Source organism: Novosphingobium sp. CCH12-A3, assembly GCF_001556015.1.
Taxonomy (GTDB): domain Bacteria; phylum Pseudomonadota; class Alphaproteobacteria; order Sphingomonadales; family Sphingomonadaceae; genus Novosphingobium; species Novosphingobium subterraneum.
In genome coordinates, this window is sequence record NZ_LSIA01000018.1 from 1 (window position 1) to 17327 (window position 17327).

Genomic DNA, 17327 nt, shown 5'->3' on the forward strand with positions numbered 1-17327 from the left:
ATCCGGCGTGCCGCAAGACACTGTCATTCAACGAATTAGTTTCGAATCCGACTCTAAGATTCCGATTACTGCCCCTGCCCTATCCCTCTGCCATGCCATCCGAAATCGTCAGTCTGATAGACAAGCCGCACCTACTTGCCCTCCTCCTCGCCATTGGCGCTGCCATCGGTATCGCGGTCGAGCGCTTTGCCGAGGGTTTGAAGCGCGCCGAACGCCGGGCCTTCTGGCGGGGTCGAAAATCGGCTGAACGAAAATACCGTCCACACCAGGCCCCCACGCTCTCCCACAAGAGCCAGACAGAAGTTGCCGCAGAGCAGCTCCGCCGAGTCATGGAGGCCGATTTCAAGAGCAGGCCGCTGTTGAACCAGTCGGAAAGGCGCTTACTCGCCGTGCTCGACAAGACCTTGAGCGAAGAAAAGCCCACATGGCGCGCAACGGGTCAGGTATCGCTCGGCGAAATCCTGTTGAGTGATGACAAGGATGCCTATTGGGCCATCAATTCCAAGCGCGTCGATCTGCTCATCGTCGACGACAGCTGCCGTCCTGTCCATGCAGTGGAATTTCAAGGCAGCGGTCATCACCTCGGGGCAGAAACCGCAGCAAGAGACGCCGTGAAGAAGGAAGCTCTGCGGCGGGCAGGCATTGGCTATGTCGAGGTCATGAGCAACCAGACGCCAGCACAGGTCAGACTGCTGCTGCAAGGTCTGCTGCGCCAGCCCGCCTGAGCGTTCACGCATCTCGCGCCGATCCGCCTTGCCGCATTGGTGACGCAGCAAGCCGGATCGGCATTTGACGATCAATCGTGTTCGCGACCACCCGCGCCGATATAAAGCTCGCGCCCCATTTCGTCGTACTTGGCGCTCATCGCCTTCATGCCGGCTTCCGCCTCGGCTTCGTCAGCCGCGACAAACGTCTCGATCGGCTGGTTCTGCTTGGCGGCAAAATCGCGAACTTCCTGGCTGATCTTCATCGAGCAGAACTTCGGCCCGCACATCGAGCAGAAGTGCGCCGACTTGGCGCCTTCGGCTGGCAGCGTCTGGTCGTGATACTGCTCGGCAGTATCGGGATCGAGCGACAGGTTGAACTGGTCGCGCCAGCGGAATTCGAAGCGCGCCTTGCTCAGTGCATCGTCGCGCACCTGCGCTGCCGGGTGGCCCTTGGCAAGGTCGGCCGCGTGGGCCGCCAGCTTGTAGGTGACCACGCCGACCTTGACGTCATCGCGATCCGGCAGGCCGAGGTGTTCCTTTGGCGTCACGTAGCAAAGCATCGCCGTGCCGTACCAGCCGATCTGCGCCGCGCCGATGCCGCTGGTGATGTGGTCGTAACCCGGCGCGATGTCGGTGACGAGCGGCCCGAGCGTGTAGAACGGCGCTTCGCCGCACGCTTCGAGCTGCTTGGTCATGTTCTCCTTGATCTTGTGCATCGGCACGTGGCCAGGGCCCTCGATCATCACCTGCACGTCCTGCGCCCAGGCGCGCTTGGTCAGCTCGCCCAAGGTGTAAAGCTCGGCGAACTGCGCCTCGTCGTTGGCGTCGTAGATCGATCCGGGGCGCAGGCCATCGCCAAGCGAATAGGCCACGTCATAGGCCTTCATGATCTCGGTGATTTCGTCGAAACGCTCGTAGAGGAACGATTCCTTGTGATGCGCCAGGCACCACTTGGCCATGATCGAACCACCACGGCTGACGATCCCGGTCATGCGCTTGGCGGCCAGCGGGATGTAGGGCAGGCGGACGCCCGCATGGATCGTGAAATAGTCGACGCCCTGCTCGGCCTGCTCGATCAGCGTATCGCGGAAGATCTCCCACGTCAGGTCCTCGGCCACGCCGCCGACCTTCTCCAGCGCCTGGTAGATCGGCACCGTGCCGATCGGCACCGGCGAGTTGCGCAGGATCCATTCGCGCGTGTCGTGGATGTTGCGCCCCGTCGAAAGGTCCATCACGGTGTCGGCGCCCCAGCGGATCGACCAGACCATCTTGTCGACTTCGCTCGCAACGTCCGATGCCACCGCCGAATTGCCGATGTTCGCATTGATCTTGACGAGGAAGTTGCGCCCGATCGCCATCGGCTCGCTCTCGGGGTGGTTGATGTTGGAAGGAATGATGGCCCGCCCGCGCGCCACTTCATCACGCACGAACTCCGGTGTCACGTAGTCAGGGATCGAAGCGCCCCAGTCCTGCCCATCACGGATCAGCGCTTCCTTGGCCTGCTTGCGACCAAGGTTCTCGCGGATCGCCACATATTCCATTTCCGGGGTGATGATGCCCTGGCGCGCATAGTGCATCTGGCTGACGTTCTGCCCCGCCTTGGCACGCAGCGGTCGCTTCACCACATTCGGGAAAGGCGGCACGCCCGCCGACCGGTCCGGCCCCTTCAGGCCGTTGTCCTCAGGCTTCACTGCCCGGCCATCGTACTCCTCGACGTCGCCGCGGTCGACGATCCAGTCGCGCCGCAGCTTGGGCAGGCCCGCCGCAATGTCGATCATGACGTTGGTGTCAGTATAAGGGCCGGACGTGTCGTAGACGCGCACCGGCGGCTCGCCGCTCGAAGGCTCCAGCGAAATCTCGCGCATCGCCACGGTCAGCCCCGGAAAGCGCGCGCTTTCCACGTGGATCTTGCGGCTGCCGCGGATCGGCCCGGTGGTAACGCCGATTTCCAGCTTGGAGTTGATGTCGGCCATGCAAGCGCTCCTCTCGTCAGGCATCGGGAGCGCGGGTGCCATGGCTCTGACCTCTGGCACTGCCCTTCCCTCCGCCCGTGCTAACGGGTTCAGGTTCGACGGGTCGGGCTGCGTGACCAGCCCCTCTCAGCCACACTGGCTCCCCGGGGTATGGCCGCACTTCTAATGCGGTCTGCCGACACTGGCAACCAGCCAATCCATGAGGGTTCACACATCTTTAATGCGAATGATTCTTACTTGCATTGACTCTTGCGAATGAATCGCACTAAGGCCCGCCCATCACAGACGGGAGCCTAACGTGTCGCATCGCTTGCATTTCCTTTCAGCTACGTCCCTTGCCGCCCTCGTCCTTGGCGGACATCCGGCATATGCCGATGAAGCTGAGGACACCGAAAACCGCATCACCGTGATCGGAGACCTGGCTGAGGGCGTTGCCAGCGGCGCAACCGGCCTCCCTCTGGCCATCATCGACACGCCGCAATCGGTAACCGTCGTCGATCGCACCCTGCTCGATGACTTTGCCTTCGACGAGGTCAACGACGTCCTGCGCTACGTCACCGGCGTGAACGTCGAGGAGGCCGAGACGGACCGCACCTACTACAACGCCCGCGGCTTCGACATCACCGAAGTCATGGTGGACGGGATCCAGTTGCCGAACATCTGGGGGCCTGCGATTGGGTCGCTCGATACCGTGATGTGGGATTCAATCGAGGTCGTGCGAGGCGCCAATGGCCTGCTGTCGGGCGTCGGCAATCCTTCTGGCACGATCAATTACCGCCGTCGCCATTACACCGGCCAGCGCCGCGTCACCGGCGAACTGACTGCCGCCTCGTGGAACCGGGTACGCGGCGAAGTCGATATCGAAATGCCGCTGACGTCGGATGGCAACTGGGGCGTCCGCCTTGTCGGTGCAGCGCAGAATGCGGACTCCTACTTGCGGGACTACCGCTCGAACCGCACGGCATTGCAGGCGGTGGTCGATGGCCGCATTGCCGATAACCTGGCGCTGTCCTTCGGCTACGCCCGCCAGCAGGGCACCTCGCGCGGCGTGCTGTGGGGCGCGCTGCCGTTGCTTGACAGCGACGGCAACCAGCTCGACTGGGACTTCTCCACGTCGACCACGCAGGACTGGACCTACTGGAAAAGCAAGGACCAGACCGCGTTCGGAGAAGCCACATGGGCTTTCGCTCCTGGCTGGAGCGTCAAAACCCATCTCTCGCGCCGCATCAACGACGAACCCTCGCGGCTGTTCTACGTCTATGGCACGCCCGATGCCGAAACGGGCCTCGGCCTGTTCGGCTACCCCGGCGGCTACCTTTCCACCGCACGCGGCTGGATCTGGGACAATCGCCTCGATGGCACCTTCAAGCTCTTCGGCCGCGACCACAAGCTGACCCTCGGTGTCCAGCGCACCGCAGCGAAGTTCGGCTACCTCACCTACCCCGTCCCCGGCACCGACCCGGCCTGGGGTGCCCTCCCCGCCCTGCAATCAGGCTGGGATGGTACGGAAGTCCCCTTCCCGGCCTTTGGCGATGCCGTAGAAAGCGCGCGCATCTCGGACAAGCAATGGCGGGTCCGTGCCGCCACCGATCTCGAGCTGACCGACCGCCTCAGCCTGATCCTTGGCGCCAACTACATTGACGTGCAGACCACCGGCTTCACTTTCGGCGTCAGCGCCGCCCGCAGCGAGAGCGCGGTCAGCCCGTTCGTCGGCGCGACTTTCAGGATCCTGCCGGGCATCAACCTCTACGGCAGCTACAGCGACATCTTCAATCCGCAGAAGGAACTCGGCACAAACCTCAAGCCCGTAGGCTCCGCCAAGGGCAAGAGCTGGGAAGCCGGCCTCAAGGGCGAGACCGCCGACAAGGCCCTGTTCGGCTCGCTCGCCCTGTTCCGCTCCGAACAGTCGAACCTTGCCGAAGCCGCAGGATATGACGTCACTCTCGGCCAGACGCTCTACAACGGCATCTTCGTGCGCAGCCAGGGCGTCGAGGCGGAAGTCGGCGGCCGCATTGCTCCCGGCCTGACCGTGCAGGGCGGCGTCACCCACCTGTCGCTCGAAGGGCGCAACGGCGATCCCGTCCGCACCTATGTTCCGCGCACCACTGCCAACCTGCTGCTTCGCTGGGAGCCGGTCGAGAAGGTCCAACTTGGCGCGGCGATGCGCTGGCAGGATTCGGTGTTCATCACGAACAGCGTAGGCACGATCCGCCAGGACGATTACGCCACCCTGCAGCTCCAGGCCGGCTACAAGCTCAATGACAACGTGAGCTTCAACCTCAACGTCGCCAATGTCACCAATCACAAGCATCTCGCCAGCCTCTATTGGGATCAATCCTTCCTTTCGCCGCCGCGCAGCGTCACCGGTTCTGTCAGGATGACCTTCTGATGGCCACCACCGCCCAACAGTCTGTCCCATCGCCCCGGCGCCTCGCGCTGCCGGGGCGCGCATTCTGGGTCATGGTCCATCGCTGGGCAGGCCTCACCCTTGCACTGTTCCTTGCCGTGGCGGGCCTTACCGGTTCTCTCTTGCCATGGATCGAGGAACTCGAAGCCGCCACCGCGCCCGAACTGCACAATTCAAGCTGGACCGGCAAGCCCGATCCCCTGCGCGTGCGCGAAGAGGTGCTGGCGCGCTACCCCGGTGCCGCGCTCGATTTCCTGCCGCTCTCGGTGGAACCGGGCAAGGCGCTGCGCCTCCACCTCCACTGGCTCGATCCGAAGACCGGGCTCGAGCGTGAACACGGGCCGGGCGTGCCCGAATGGGACGACCTGTTCCTCAATCCCGTCACCGGCGAGGAGCAAGGCCGCCGCGAATGGGGCAACATTGCCCAAGGGCAGAAGAACCTGATGCCCTTCCTCTATCGCCTGCACTACAGCCTTGCCCTCGATACATTCGGGACCCTGATCTTCGGGATTGCCGCGCTTGTCTGGACGGTAGACTGTTTCGTCGGCTTCTACCTCACGCTGCCGCCCAAGGCTCCGAAGCCTGCGCGCACATCCTTCCTCGATCGCTGGCGCCCGAGCTGGCGCATCCGCTGGAAGTCCACACCCTACAAGCTCAACTTCGACCTCCACCGCGCCGGCGGCCTGTGGCTATGGCCGCTTCTGCTGGTTTTTGCTTGGTCGAGCGTCTCCTTCAACCTGCCGCAGGTCCATGTACCCGTGATGCAGGCGCTCGGCGCGCAGGATCCGCGGCTGATCTTGGAGGAAAGCGCCCTGGCTGTTCCTCGGAACAACCCCGTCCTCGATTTCCGCGCCGCAACCGAGCGCGCCAGGCAACTCGCTGAACAGGAGTCCATGAAGCAAGGACTTGTGCCGCTCGAAGAGGGCGAAAGCTGGCTATGGCACGTGCCAACCAGCGGCATGTACGTCTACGGCTTTACCACCGCGGCAGATATCGGCCATCACGGCGGCGGCACAGGTATCGCTTTCGACAGCAACACCGGCGAGATGAAGGCTGTCTACTGGCCCAGCGGCGTCAACGGCACCAATACGTTCAGCAACTGGCTCACGGCGCTGCACATGGCGCAGGTCTTTGGCCTGCCCTACCGGATCTTCGTCAGCATGCTGGGTCTGCTCGTCACCATGCTGTCCGTCACCGGAGTGGTCATCTGGCTGAAAAAGCGCTCGGCGCGTGCGGGTCGTTCCCTCCGCGTCCGAAATACTTGACCGATCACCCGGCCGGCTGGACTTAATCACGCGATTAAGCATATTCCTGCTCCAGGCCCGCAAGCCCGGACGATGGAGCAGGATCATGGCCATGACCGAATTGGTGTCATCACCGCAAATCGCGCCTGTCGCCGCGCCCGAAGCGCCTGGTCCGCTCCCGCGCGTATGCATCATCGGCGCAGGCTGCTCGGGTTTCACTACCGCCAAACGCCTGCAGGATCGCGGCATCCCCTTCGTCGTTTACGAAGCGTCCGACGACATTGGCGGGAACTGGTACTTCAACAATCCCAACGGCATGTCGGCCTGCTACCAGAGCCTGCACATCGACACGTCGAAATGGCGGCTGGCGTTCGAAGATTATCCCGTCCCCACAGAATGGCCGGATTACCCCCATCATGCCCAGCTTCTGCAGTATTTCCACGATTACGTTGATCACTTCGGCCTGCGCCCGCACATCCAGTTCAACACGCGGGTAGAGAGTGCGACGCGGCGAGGCGAAGGCGGTTGGAATATCTCCCTTTCCACGGGTGAGACCGAGCGCTTCGATGCACTTGTCGTGGCCAACGGCCATCACTGGGCTGCGCGCATCCCCGATTATCCGGGCCACTTCTCCGGTCCCCAGATCCACAGCCATGCCTATCGCAGTCCGTTCGATCCGGTCGATTGCGTCGGCAGGCGCGTACTCGTTGTCGGAATGGGCAACAGCGCCATGGATATTGCTTCGGAGCTGTCGCAGCGCCCGATCGCCTCGCGGCTGTTCGTTTCCACCCGGCGCGGGGTCTGGGTCTTGCCAAAATACTACCGCGGCCAGCCGCTCGACAAGAATCCCGCCCCATCATGGATGCCCAAGCGGCTGCGCAACTGGCTGGCCACGCGCATGATAAAGAAGCTGGTCGGCCGGATGAGCCAGTACGGCCTGCCCGAACCCGATATCGGTCCGTTCGAGAGCCACGGCACAGTCTCGGGCGAATTCCTGCTCCGCGCCGGCTCGGGCGACATCATCATGAAGCCTGGCATCGAGCGGCTCGACGGCGATGGCGTCGCCTTCAGCGACGGAACCCGCGAGCAGGTGGACGTGATCATCTGGGCCACCGGCTATGACATTCGCTTCCCGTTCTTCGACGATCCCGCATTCACCGCCGATGCAGACAATCGCCCGCCCCCCTTGTTCAAGCGCATCATGAAGCCCGAAGTACCAGATCTGTTCTATGTCGGCCTCGCCCAGCCCCTGCCGACCCTGGTCAATTTCGCCGAACAGCAGTCGAAGCTCGTCGCCGCCTACCTTGCAGGCGACTATGCCCCGCCATCACCAGCCGAAATGCATCGCATCATCGCCGCCGACGAAGCCTACCATACCGGCCAGTACTATGCCGCACGGCGCCATACGATCCAGTTGGACTTCGACGCCTATGTTCGCGCCTTGAACAAGGAACTCGCGGCAGGCGCAAGGCGAGCCCGGGCCGAGGGCAACCGTCGGCCGATCCCGGCCCGATCCTCGCCACCTGTCTGATCAAGGCGCGATCGTCTTGTCCAACCGTGCGCGGCTACTCGGCCGCCTCCGCAAGGGGCACATCCCGCCGTACCCCGTCGTAGATGAACTCCTGCCCATCCAGGTCGATGGACGGAAAGGCCTCACGCTCCAGCCAGTAGTTCTGGTTGTGCCGCCAGACATCGTTTGACCCGCGCCTTGGCAGCTTGTCCATGTCGCGCATCAGATAGCCGGGATTGAAATTGTCTTCCTCGATCCACGGCAAGATTTCCATGCCCACATCCTCGTCGCGGAAGGCGACTTCCACCTTCTTCGCACCGCGCTCCGCCATATGGTTCAGCAGGTGGCAGACAAAGTCGGCCATCATGTCGACGCGCAAGGTCCAGCTCGCGCGGAAATAGCCGAAGACCCACGCCATGTTGGGCACGCCGGTGAACATCATGCCACGGTAGGTCACCGTCTTGCCCCAGTCCACGGCCTGGCCATCCACCTCGAAAGGAATTTCGCCCAGCACTTTCAGCCGGAAGCCGGTGCAGGCCATGATGATGTCTGCTTCCAGCAATTCGCCACTGCTGGTCAGGACCCCTGTCTCGGTGAACCGGTCGATCGTGTCGGTCACTACCGTCGCGTTGCCCGCCACGACCTGCTGGAACAGATCGCCGTCAGGCAACTGGGCCAGCCGCTGCTGCCAAACGCGATAGCGCGGGGCGAAGTGCGGCTCGAACTGGAAATCCTCGCCCACGTACCCGCGGATCAGGGCACGCAGGTCCTCGGCCATGGCTTCGGGCTCTTCGCGGCTGCGACGGTCCATTTCATGGAAGTTGTAGATGTAGTCCTGCCGCACAACGCGATGGATCGTCGGTTCATCGATCCCGATCGTGCGCAACCGCTCGGCCAGTTCGCTCACGTTAGGCGCAGCATAGAACCAGGTTGGCGAGCGCTGGAGCATCGTGACCTTGGCTCCCAGATCGCACAGCGCCGGGACCACTGTGGCCGCCGTGGCGCCCGATCCGATCACGAGAACCCGCTTGCCCGAAACGTCAGTCGCCGGGTCCCACAGCTGGGCGTGGACGAACAGACCCTTGAAGTCGGAAACGCCCTGCCACTCCTTCGGGATGTAGGGCACCTGGTGGTCATAGTAGCCCTGGCACATCCACAAGAAATTGGCCGTGAACGCGGCCGTGTTTCCGTCCTTGGTCCGTGCTTCCAGCGTCCACCGGTTGCTGGCACTATCCCACTTTGCACTGGTAATCGTGTGGCCATAGCGGATGTGCCGGTCGATCCCGCCTTCCTCGATCACCTCGCCCATGTAGTCGAGAATTGCCTGCGCGCTGGCAATTGGCGCGCCGACCCAGGGCTTGAAGCGATAGCCGAAGGTGTACAGGTCGGAATCCGATCGCACGCCGGGATACTTGTGCGTCTCCCACGTGCCGCCGAACGTGTCCTTGGCTTCGATAATCGCATAAGTCCTGCCCGGGCACTGCTCCTGCAGATGCCAGGCAGAGCCTATGCCGGAAATGCCCGCGCCGACGATCAATACGTCGAAGTCGCCGCCCGATGCTGCGTGCTCGCTCATCATGCCTCTCCATGGTCTGACGCCATTGCGGCCGTTTTCGGCTCACTGCAGAAAGTGACATTGATCGTCGTCAACATGCAACCGGCTGCGCATGAGGATGAAGCGTTCGGTCAAGAAAATGAAACGCTCGAGGACTTTCCGTCAGCCGCCTGCCTGCCACTGCCGCACCACTTCGACCGGCCAAACGAGCATCAGCACGTTGAGCGTCAGGTTGTCGCGGATCATGGCCAGCGTGAACAGCTCGAATGCCACACCCACCAGTATCGTCACGGTCGCCGGCGCGCGACTGGCAAAGACGAAGCCCAGCGCCATGAACGCCATGTCGCAGAAGGAGTTGAGCACGCTGTCGCCCGAGTAGCCCCACGAAATCGTTACGGCACGATAGCGATCGATGATAATCGGGGAATTCTCGAGGATCTCCCACGATCCCTCCACCAGCACCGCCATCGCCAACGCCCACTGCGGCGAAATCGCCTTGAAACCGGCCCTCCGCCACAGCAAATGCGCCGCGCCGTAGAACAGGAAGCCATGGATGACGTGGCTGAAACTGTACCAGTCGGAGATCTGCTGGCTGTTCTCGGCCGACTCCACCACGCCCTGCCACAGCCGGATCGTGCCGCACGGGCAGATCGGCGGTCGCGCCATGCCAAGCAGGATTATCACGATCCCCAGCGCGACGCCTGCGGCCGCAATCCACCCCGCCCTGCCGGGCCGCAATGAAACCCTGCTTGCCATTTGCCGCCACTCCCCCCGTTCCATGCCCTTTCTGACGGGTGAAGCTGACAGCGACAAGCCCATGGTTGCACCGGCAACCGCATCCCCCTAAGCGCTATGGTCATGAGCGTGCGACACTGCGACATCGCGATCCTCGGCGGAGGGCTGGCTGGCGGCCTCGTCGCCCTGGCCCTGCGCCAGGCCCGCCCCGAACTCGACCTCGTCCTTGTCGAACAGGGCGAAACGATCGGCGGCAACCACGTCTGGTCGTTTTTCGGCACTGACGTGACCAAGGCCGGGCGCGAACTGCTCGATGGCATGGTCGTTGCGGCCTGGCCCGAATACACCGTCCGCTTCCCGCGCTACGAACGCCGGTTGAAGACCAGCTACTACTCGATCAGCTCCCACCGCTTCGACAAGGTCGTCCGCCAGCGCCTTGGCGAGGCATCGATCATGACCGGCGTCCGCGCCCTCGCCTGCAGCTCCACCAACGCCACCCTGTCCGACGGCACGCGGCTCGAGGCAAAGGGCGTGATCGACGCTCGTGGCCTGCGTAACGTAACAGACCTCACCGGCGGCTGGCAGAAGTTCGTCGGCCGTCGCTTTCGCCTCTCGACCCCCCACGGCCTCGAAGCGCCGATCGTCAAGGACGCCACGGTGGAGCAGATCGACGGCTACCGCTTCGTCTATTCGCTCCCCTTCACCGCAGACGAAATCTTCGTCGAGGACACCTACTACTCCGACGGCCCCGCCCTCGATGCCGACGCCATTCGCGCCCGCATCGACGCTTACGTTGCCGCCAAGGGCTGGCATGTCGCCGAAGTGCTGGAAGAGGAGCAGGGCGTGCTGCCTGTTGTCGCCGGTGGCAATTTCGACGCCTTCTGGCGCGCCAGCGGCGGCCCTGTCGCCCGCGCCGGAGTCCGCGCCGGGCTGTTCCAGGCCGTCACCAGCTATTCGCTTCCCGATGCCGTGAAGTACGCCTTGGCCCTCGCCCGCCAGCAGGACCTGTCCGGCGAAGCTCTCGCCCAGTTCAGCGAATACTGGGCGCGCGAACACTGGGCCCAGTCCGCCTACCTGCGCCAGCTCTCCGCGCTGCTCTTTGCAGGCGCCGAGCCTGACAAGCGCTACCGCGTACTCGAACGCTTCTACAGCCTGCGCCACGGGCTGATCGAGCGCTTCTACGCCGGCAAGACCACCGTCTTCGACAAGGCCCGCATCCTCGCGGGCAAGCCGCCGCTGCCGATCACCCGCGCCTTGGGCGTGCTCACCGGCCTCGGCGCGCGGCCCAAGCCTCTTACCCTTGCAGGAACCCCACGATGAAGCGCGCTTGCGTAATCGGCTCCGGCTTCGGGGGCCTCGCCCTCGCCATCCGCCTCCAGTCCGGCGGCATCCAGACGACCGTTATCGAAGCGCGCGACAAGCCCGGCGGCCGCGCCTACCACTGGGAGAAGGACGGCTTCACCTTCGACGCCGGCCCCACTGTCGTCACCGATCCCGCCTGCCTGCAGGAGCTCTGGGCCCTGAAGGGCCACCGCATGGCCGATGACGTCGAGCTCATGCCGGTGATGCCGTTCTATCGCCTCAACTGGCCCGACGGCACCAACTTCGATTACTCGAACGACGAGACCCACCTCCGCGCCGAGATCGCCAAGCTCAATCCGGCCGACGTCGCCGGATACAACGAGTTCCTGCAATACTCCGCAGGCGTGTTCGAGGAAGGTTACGTGAAACTGGGCTCGGTCCCGTTCCTTGATTTTGCGTCCATGCTCAAGGCCGCGCCCGCGCTTGCCCGCTATCAGGCCTGGCGCTCGGTCTATTCGATGGTGTCGTCCTACGTAAAGGACGAACGCCTGCGCGAGGCGTTCAGCTTCCACACCCTGCTCGTCGGCGGCAACCCGATGAACACCAGTTCGATCTATGCCCTGATCCACAAGCTGGAGAAGGACGGCGGCGTGTGGTGGGCCAAGGGCGGCACCAACAAGCTGATCCAGGGCATGCTCACTCACTTCCAGCGCCTTGGCGGCGAAGTGCGCATGAGCGATCCGGTCACCCACATCGAGACGCTGGGCACGCGAGTCACTGGCGTCACCACAAAGAGCGGCTGGTCGGCAAAATTCGATGCCGTCGCCTCCAACGGCGACATCGTCCATTCCTACCGCGATCTGATGCCTGACAATCCACATGCACAACGTCGTGCAAAGGCTTTGACCAAAAAGAAATTCTCGCCTAGCCTGTTCGTCGTCCACTTCGGCGTCGAAGGGACCTGGCCCGGCATTCCGCACCACATGATCCTGTTCGGCCCGCGCTACAAGGGCTTGCTTGACGACATCTACAAGCACGGCGTCCTTCCGGAAGATTTCTCGATCTACCTCCACCACCCGACCGTGACCGACCCCTCTGTCGCGCCTGAAGGGATGAGCACCTTCTACGCGCTCGTTCCCGTGGCCAACATGGGCAAGCTTCCGGTCGATTGGGACGAGATCGGGCCGATCCTCGAAAAGCGAATCCTCGATGAAGTCGGCCGCCGCCTCATCCCGGACATCCATTCGCGTATCGTAACGAAGTTCCACTACGCGCCGTCTGACTTCAAGGCCGACCTGTCGGCCCATCTCGGTAGCGCGTTCAGCCTCGAACCGCTGCTCACGCAAAGCGCATGGTTCCGCGCCCACAACCGTGACGATGCCATTTCCAACATGTATCTGGTTGGCGCGGGAACCCATCCGGGCGCCGGGATTCCCGGAGTGGTGGGCTCGGCCAAGGCCACCGCGAAACTGATGCTGGAGGATCTTGCTTGACCGGCCGCACTTCGATCAAACGTCTCGCCGTCTATTGCGGCTCTGCCTCACCTGCCGACACTCGTTACGTAACACTCGCCCGCCAGATCGGCGCCGAACTCGCCCGGCGCGGCATCGGCGTCGTCTATGGGGGCGGCAAGCTCGGCCTGATGGGCGCAGTGGCTTACGGCGCGCTTGACGCCGGCGGCGAAGTGATCGGCGTGATCCCGGAAGCTCTCGTCGGCGGCGAAGTCGCCAATCACGACTGTACAGAACTGCACGTCGTCCCCGGCATGCATGAACGCAAGAAGGCCTTTACCGACCTGTCGGACGGCTTCCTCACCATTCCCGGCGGCGTCGGCACGATGGATGAGCTGTGGGAAGCGGTCAGCTGGGCGCAGCTGGGCTACCACGCAAAGCCGGTCGGCCTGCTCAACGCCTATGGCTTCTACGACCACCTGCTCGCCTTCAACCGCCACATGATCGAAGTCGGCTTCATCCGCGAAGCCCACGCCGGAATCATCATCGCAGAGCCTGACCTCGATATCCTGCTGGCCCGCATGGAAGCCCACGTTCCGCACAGGCCGATCTTCGCGATGAAGGCCGAAGACCTCTGAGTGATGCAGGATCGCAAGTCTCTCGTTAGTAACGCCCGCAAGTCGATCCTTAAGGGCTCGAAAAGCTTCGCTGCCGCCAGTCACTTGTTCGATCGCGAGACGCGCGAGCGCGTCTGGCTGCTCTACGCCTGGTGTCGTCGCTGCGACGATATCGTCGATGCGCAGGACCATGGCGGCGCACTCGGCCTTCAGGAAGGCGCAGCCGAGCGTCTTGCGCTGGTTCGCGAGAAGACCGCGCTCGCCTTCGCCGGCCGCGAAACCGGCGATCCTGCTTTCGACGCCCTCGGCCTGGTCGCCCGGGAAACCGGCCTGACGATCGAGATGGCCCGCGCCGTGATCGATGGCTTTGCACTCGATGCCGCCGAATGGCAGCCTCACAGCGAGGCCGACCTGATGCGCTACTGCTGGCATGTTGCCGGGGCAGTCGGCGTGATGATGGCCGTGGTCATGGGCGTCTCGCCGGATGACGAAGACACGCTCGACCGCGCCTGCGATCTCGGCCTTGCCTTCCAGCTAGCCAACATCGCCCGCGACATCGAGGAGGATGACGCCGCCGACCGCTGCTACATCCCGCTAGACTGGCTTTCCGAGCTCGATATCCCGCCCGGCGAACAGATGAAGCCGCACTACCGCCCCGCGCTCACCCGGCTCGTCGCGCGGATGTGCGAGACGGCGGAAATTCACGAATGCTCGGCGCGTATTGGCGCCGCCCGCCTCAAGGGCCGCCAGCGCTGGGCCATCCTCGCCGCCGCCGGCATCTACGGCGAGATTGCCCGGGAAGTCGCCAAACGCGGCGACCATGCCTGGGACCATCGCACTGTCGTTACTAACGCTCGCAAGCTCGGTTTCATCGGCAAGGCCGCATGGTCCGCGCTGCGCCCCGTCCCGCGTTCCTGCATTGCCCGCGCCAGCCAGCGCCGCTTCAGCCGTGCTGATCTGATCGCGCTGGCTGCCCGCCATCCGGCTTGAACGCCACACTCAAAGCCTCGTCACCCTGAACTCGTTTCAGGGTCCATCTCTCGGCATAGACCGGCGTCCAATCGGCAAAATGGATCCTGAAACAAGTTCAGGATGACGAGTTTGGGACAGCAGTGGTAAGTTCGATCGCCACATGCGCTTGTCCGCGCTGCTGAATGTGGCACTCTGACCACAGGACAGGAGCAGGAACCCCGCCGTGGATGCCGCGCCAGCAATCGTTACGTCACAGGACCCAAGCCCCGCGGCGCAGTCGCAGCCTCTGGTTTATCGCACGCGGTTGCCGGTCAGGATCTGGCACTGGACCAACGCGGTCACGATCTTCGCCATGCTGATGAGCGGGGCGACGATCTTCAACGCTCACCCCCGCCTCTACTGGGGCAAGTACGGCGCCACCTTCGAAACGCCATGGCTGGAGATCGGGCGACAAGGCCAGCAAGGCTTCCTGCGCCTCGGCAGCCTCCAGTTCAATACGACCGGCTTCCTGGGATGGACGGAACACTCGACCCGGGCTTTTCCGCCTCTCGTCACGATCCCCAATTACTACAGCTTGGCCGAAGGTCGCCAATGGCACTTCTTCTTCGCATGGGTGCTGGTAATATCTCTTACCCTCTTCGTCATTTATGCCTTTTTTTCAAAGCACTTGTCGCGCGATCTTTCCCTGAAACCTGAAGATCGCAAGCTCGCGCATCTGTGGCACTTCATCAAGGAGCATGCCCGCCTGCGCTTTCCCACCGGCGAAGCGGCCAAAGCCTACAACCCCTTGCAGAAGATCGCTTACCTTGGCGTTATCTTCGTGCTGATCCCGCTGGTCGTGCTCACTGGAATGACCATGTCGCCCACGCTGAATGCTGCCTTCCCATGGTTGCTCGATATCTTCGGCGGCAGGCAGTCGGCGCGATCGATTCATTTCCTTTGTGCGACAGGCTTTTTGGCGTTCATCCTCATCCATCTTCTCATGGTTTTGCTGGCCGGTCCATTCAACGAACTTCGCTCGATCGTCACCGGATGGTATCGGCTCCCCGCACCGCGAAAGGAACGTCCATGACCCTCGTCACGCGGCGCAATGCCATCGTCGGTGCCAGCGGTCTGCTTCTGGCCGGGTGCGAGAAGATCACCGCGTCCCCGACTGTCCGCAAGGTCCTGACATTAGGTGAGAAAGCCACGCTGTCCGGCCAGCGCCTGGTGACGGATCGCAATGCCCTCGCGCCGGAATTCACGCGCGTCGATCTCTCGCCCAGGTTCCGCATGAACGGCAATCGCTTGCCCGCTTCAGCGGAATATCAGGCCCACATGGCCAGCAACTTCGCCGACTGGAAGCTGGAAATCGGCGGCAAGGTCGCCCGCCCGTTCAGCCTCACTCTCGCCCAATTGAAAGCCGCACCGCAGCGTACCCAGATCACCCGGCACGATTGCGTCGAGGGATGGAGCGCGATCGGCGAATGGACTGGCGTGCCGCTCGGCCTGCTGCTGCGTCACGCGCAGATTTCCTCAACTGCTCAATACATTGTCTTCCATTGTGCAGATGATTTCTCAGGAATTCCCTACTATGAGAGCATCGACCTGATCGACGCCATGCACCCGCAGACGATCCTCGCCCACACGATGAACCGCCAGCCCCTTCCGGTCGGCCACGGCGCCCCGATCCGCCTGCGCGTCGAACGGGCGCTCGGCTACAAGCACGCCAAGTACGTCATGCGGATCGAAGCGGTCGAAACTCTTGCCGGCATCCACGGTGGCGGAGGCGGCTACTGGGAAGACCATTCCGGCTACCAGTGGTTCGCCGGGATCTAGACCTTCACCACACCCCGCTCGATCAAGCTGCGGGCGCAATCGAGAATGGATTCTTCCACCGGCCGCATGGTCCAGCCCAGCCGCGACTGCGCATGGTTCGAACTTGCGCCACGCACATTGCCAAGCTCGCCCGTTACTTGACGGATCACCGGGTTGAACAGCGCAACCGTCCGCACCAGCCAGTCGGGCAGCTTGCGCGTCGGCACCTTGCGCGCCTGTGGCCCCAGGTTTGCCTTGAGCACCGTGGCCACGTCGGCAATCTTCAGGAACGGACCCGAGGCAATGAACCGCTCACCCGCGATTCCCGGCGCGGTCAACGCTCGCACATGCAAGTCCGCAACGTCTCGCACGTCGACAATCCCGAACCCCAAGTCCGGGCACCCCGGCAGGGCGCCCGAAAGCAGTTGCCGCACGACCTCGATCGATGGCGAGAAGTCGCCGGACCACACCGGCCCCAGCACGGCCGCCGGATTGACAGAGACGAACTCCATTCCCCCGCCTTCCGAGGCCACCCAGTCCCGCGCCGCGCGTTCAGCAATGGTCTTGGACTTCACGTAAGCGTAGACATCCGCCCCATCCAGGTTGGTCCAGTCCCGCTCGGTGAACTCGAACACCCCCTTGCCATGGCCATAGGCAATCGCGGCGACGGACGAGGTCTGCACGAACCGCGTCACCCCGGCGTCCCGTGCGTAACGTAACGCACGCAACACCCCCTCGCGCGCCGGGATGATCAGCTCGTCCTCATGTCGTGGCGCATCGGCCCGGAACGGCGAGGCGACATGCGCCACGTGGCTGCACCCGGCCATCGCCTCGGCCCACCCGGCATCGGCCGTGAGGTCCGCGGCGAAGAACCGCAACGTGTCGGCAGTCCCGCCAAGGAGCGGCCGCAATTGCGCCTCGCGTGACAGGGAACGGACCGTGGCGTGGACTGTCCACCCCTCGGCCAGAAGCTGGCGGATGAGGAACCCGGCGATGTAGCCGCTGCCACCCGATACGAGGACCGTGCCCGCCATTTTTCCGCTCTCCCCATCGATCG

At 63.5% G+C, this 17327-nt stretch carries 14 protein-coding genes and 1 riboswitch; of the genes, 10 read left to right on the forward strand and 4 right to left on the reverse strand.

Annotated features, from left to right (window positions below; genetic code table 11):
• Positions 1–725, forward strand: a 725-nt coding sequence (locus AX703_RS01015) for a DUF2726 domain-containing protein (protein ID WP_156451865.1), incomplete at its 5' end; no start/stop codon positions are given.
• 71 nt (positions 726–796) lie between these two features.
• Here the strand turns inward: AX703_RS01015 and thiC are convergent.
• The gene (gene thiC, locus AX703_RS01020) at positions 797–2680 is read right to left on the reverse strand and encodes a phosphomethylpyrimidine synthase ThiC (protein ID WP_062341993.1); all 1884 of its coding nucleotides are present in this window, start codon (positions 2678–2680) and stop codon (positions 797–799) included.
• A gap of 48 nt (positions 2681–2728) precedes the next feature.
• A riboswitch (TPP riboswitch) is annotated at positions 2729–2836 on the reverse strand.
• Positions 2837–2978: 142 nt separating this feature from the next.
• On the opposite strand from thiC, the gene AX703_RS01025 reads away from it, so the two are divergent.
• The 3 genes from AX703_RS01025 (at position 2979) to AX703_RS01035 (ending at position 7862) form a co-directional block, all read left to right on the forward strand.
• Positions 2979–5069: a TonB-dependent siderophore receptor gene (locus AX703_RS01025; protein WP_062341996.1), complete on the forward strand. Its 2091-nt coding sequence runs from the start codon at positions 2979–2981 to the stop codon at positions 5067–5069.
• Positions 5069–6352: a PepSY domain-containing protein gene (locus AX703_RS01030; protein WP_062341998.1), complete on the forward strand. Its 1284-nt coding sequence runs from the start codon at positions 5069–5071 to the stop codon at positions 6350–6352. The genes AX703_RS01025 and AX703_RS01030 overlap by 1 nt, the downstream gene beginning before the upstream one ends.
• A gap of 85 nt (positions 6353–6437) precedes the next feature.
• The gene (locus AX703_RS01035; protein ID WP_231735293.1) at positions 6438–7862 is read left to right on the forward strand and encodes an NAD(P)/FAD-dependent oxidoreductase; all 1425 of its coding nucleotides are present in this window, start codon (positions 6438–6440) and stop codon (positions 7860–7862) included.
• Positions 7863–7896: 34 nt separating this feature from the next.
• On the opposite strand, the gene AX703_RS01040 is transcribed toward AX703_RS01035, so the two are convergent.
• Together AX703_RS01040 and AX703_RS01045 are read right to left on the reverse strand one after the other, a co-directional pair.
• Complete coding sequence (locus AX703_RS01040; protein WP_156451866.1) at positions 7897–9417, reverse strand: NAD(P)/FAD-dependent oxidoreductase; 1521 nt, start codon at positions 9415–9417, stop codon at positions 7897–7899.
• Between the two features lie 141 nt (positions 9418–9558).
• Entirely contained in the window at positions 9559–10152 is a 594-nt protein-coding gene (locus AX703_RS01045) for a DUF2585 domain-containing protein (RefSeq protein ID WP_062342002.1), read from the reverse strand.
• Positions 10153–10254: 102 nt separating this feature from the next.
• Here AX703_RS01045 and crtY point away from each other — a divergent pair, with 102 nt between their 5' ends.
• The 6 genes from crtY (at position 10255) to AX703_RS01075 (ending at position 16291) form a co-directional block, all read left to right on the forward strand.
• Positions 10255–11451 carry a lycopene beta-cyclase CrtY gene (crtY, locus tag AX703_RS01050; RefSeq protein WP_062342062.1) on the forward strand — a complete coding sequence of 399 codons (1197 nt, stop codon included), beginning with the start codon at positions 10255–10257 and terminating at the stop codon, positions 11449–11451.
• A complete protein-coding gene (locus tag AX703_RS01055; RefSeq protein ID WP_062342004.1) occupies positions 11448–12926 on the forward strand; it encodes a phytoene desaturase in 1479 nt (492 codons plus the stop codon). The genes crtY and AX703_RS01055 overlap by 4 nt, the downstream gene beginning before the upstream one ends.
• Before the next feature lie 14 nt (positions 12927–12940).
• Entirely contained in the window at positions 12941–13522 is a 582-nt protein-coding gene (locus AX703_RS01060) for a TIGR00730 family Rossman fold protein (RefSeq protein ID WP_039332369.1), read from the forward strand.
• Positions 13523–13525: 3 nt separating this feature from the next.
• Positions 13526–14491, forward strand: coding sequence for a phytoene/squalene synthase family protein (locus AX703_RS01065; protein ID WP_062342006.1), 966 nt, complete (start codon positions 13526–13528; stop codon positions 14489–14491).
• A 205-nt stretch (positions 14492–14696) separates the two neighbouring features.
• Entirely contained in the window at positions 14697–15545 is an 849-nt protein-coding gene (locus tag AX703_RS01070) for a cytochrome b/b6 domain-containing protein (protein ID WP_369820977.1), read from the forward strand.
• A complete protein-coding gene (locus AX703_RS01075) occupies positions 15542–16291 on the forward strand; it encodes a molybdopterin-binding protein (RefSeq protein ID WP_062342008.1) in 750 nt (249 codons plus the stop codon). Before AX703_RS01070 ends, AX703_RS01075 begins: the two co-directional genes overlap by 4 nt.
• On the opposite strand, the gene AX703_RS01080 is transcribed toward AX703_RS01075, so the two are convergent.
• Positions 16288–17304, reverse strand: a complete 1017-nt coding sequence (locus AX703_RS01080) for an NAD-dependent epimerase/dehydratase family protein (RefSeq protein WP_062342011.1) — start codon at positions 17302–17304, stop codon at positions 16288–16290. The genes AX703_RS01075 and AX703_RS01080 overlap by 4 nt on opposite strands.
• Positions 17305–17327: the final 23 nt, after the last annotated feature.

Bases quoted from the DNA above. Each gene is read 5' to 3' on its own strand.
- thiC (WP_062341993.1), bottom strand. From the start codon at position 2,680: ATGGCCGACATCAACTCCAAGCTGGAAATCGGCGTTACCACCGGGCCG.
- AX703_RS01030 (WP_062341998.1), top strand. From the start codon at position 5,069: ATGGCCACCACCGCCCAACAGTCTGTCCCATCGCCCCGGCGCCTCGCG.
- AX703_RS01035 (WP_231735293.1), top strand. From the start codon at position 6,438: ATGGCCATGACCGAATTGGTGTCATCACCGCAAATCGCGCCTGTCGCC.
- AX703_RS01040 (WP_156451866.1), bottom strand. From the start codon at position 9,417: ATGAGCGAGCACGCAGCATCGGGCGGCGACTTCGACGTATTGATCGTC.
- AX703_RS01045 (WP_062342002.1), bottom strand. From the start codon at position 10,152: ATGGCAAGCAGGGTTTCATTGCGGCCCGGCAGGGCGGGGTGGATTGCG.
- crtY (WP_062342062.1), top strand. From the start codon at position 10,255: ATGAGCGTGCGACACTGCGACATCGCGATCCTCGGCGGAGGGCTGGCT.
- AX703_RS01055 (WP_062342004.1), top strand. From the start codon at position 11,448: ATGAAGCGCGCTTGCGTAATCGGCTCCGGCTTCGGGGGCCTCGCCCTC.
- AX703_RS01065 (WP_062342006.1), top strand. From the start codon at position 13,526: ATGCAGGATCGCAAGTCTCTCGTTAGTAACGCCCGCAAGTCGATCCTT.
- AX703_RS01075 (WP_062342008.1), top strand. From the start codon at position 15,542: ATGACCCTCGTCACGCGGCGCAATGCCATCGTCGGTGCCAGCGGTCTG.
- AX703_RS01080 (WP_062342011.1), bottom strand. From the start codon at position 17,304: ATGGCGGGCACGGTCCTCGTATCGGGTGGCAGCGGCTACATCGCCGGG.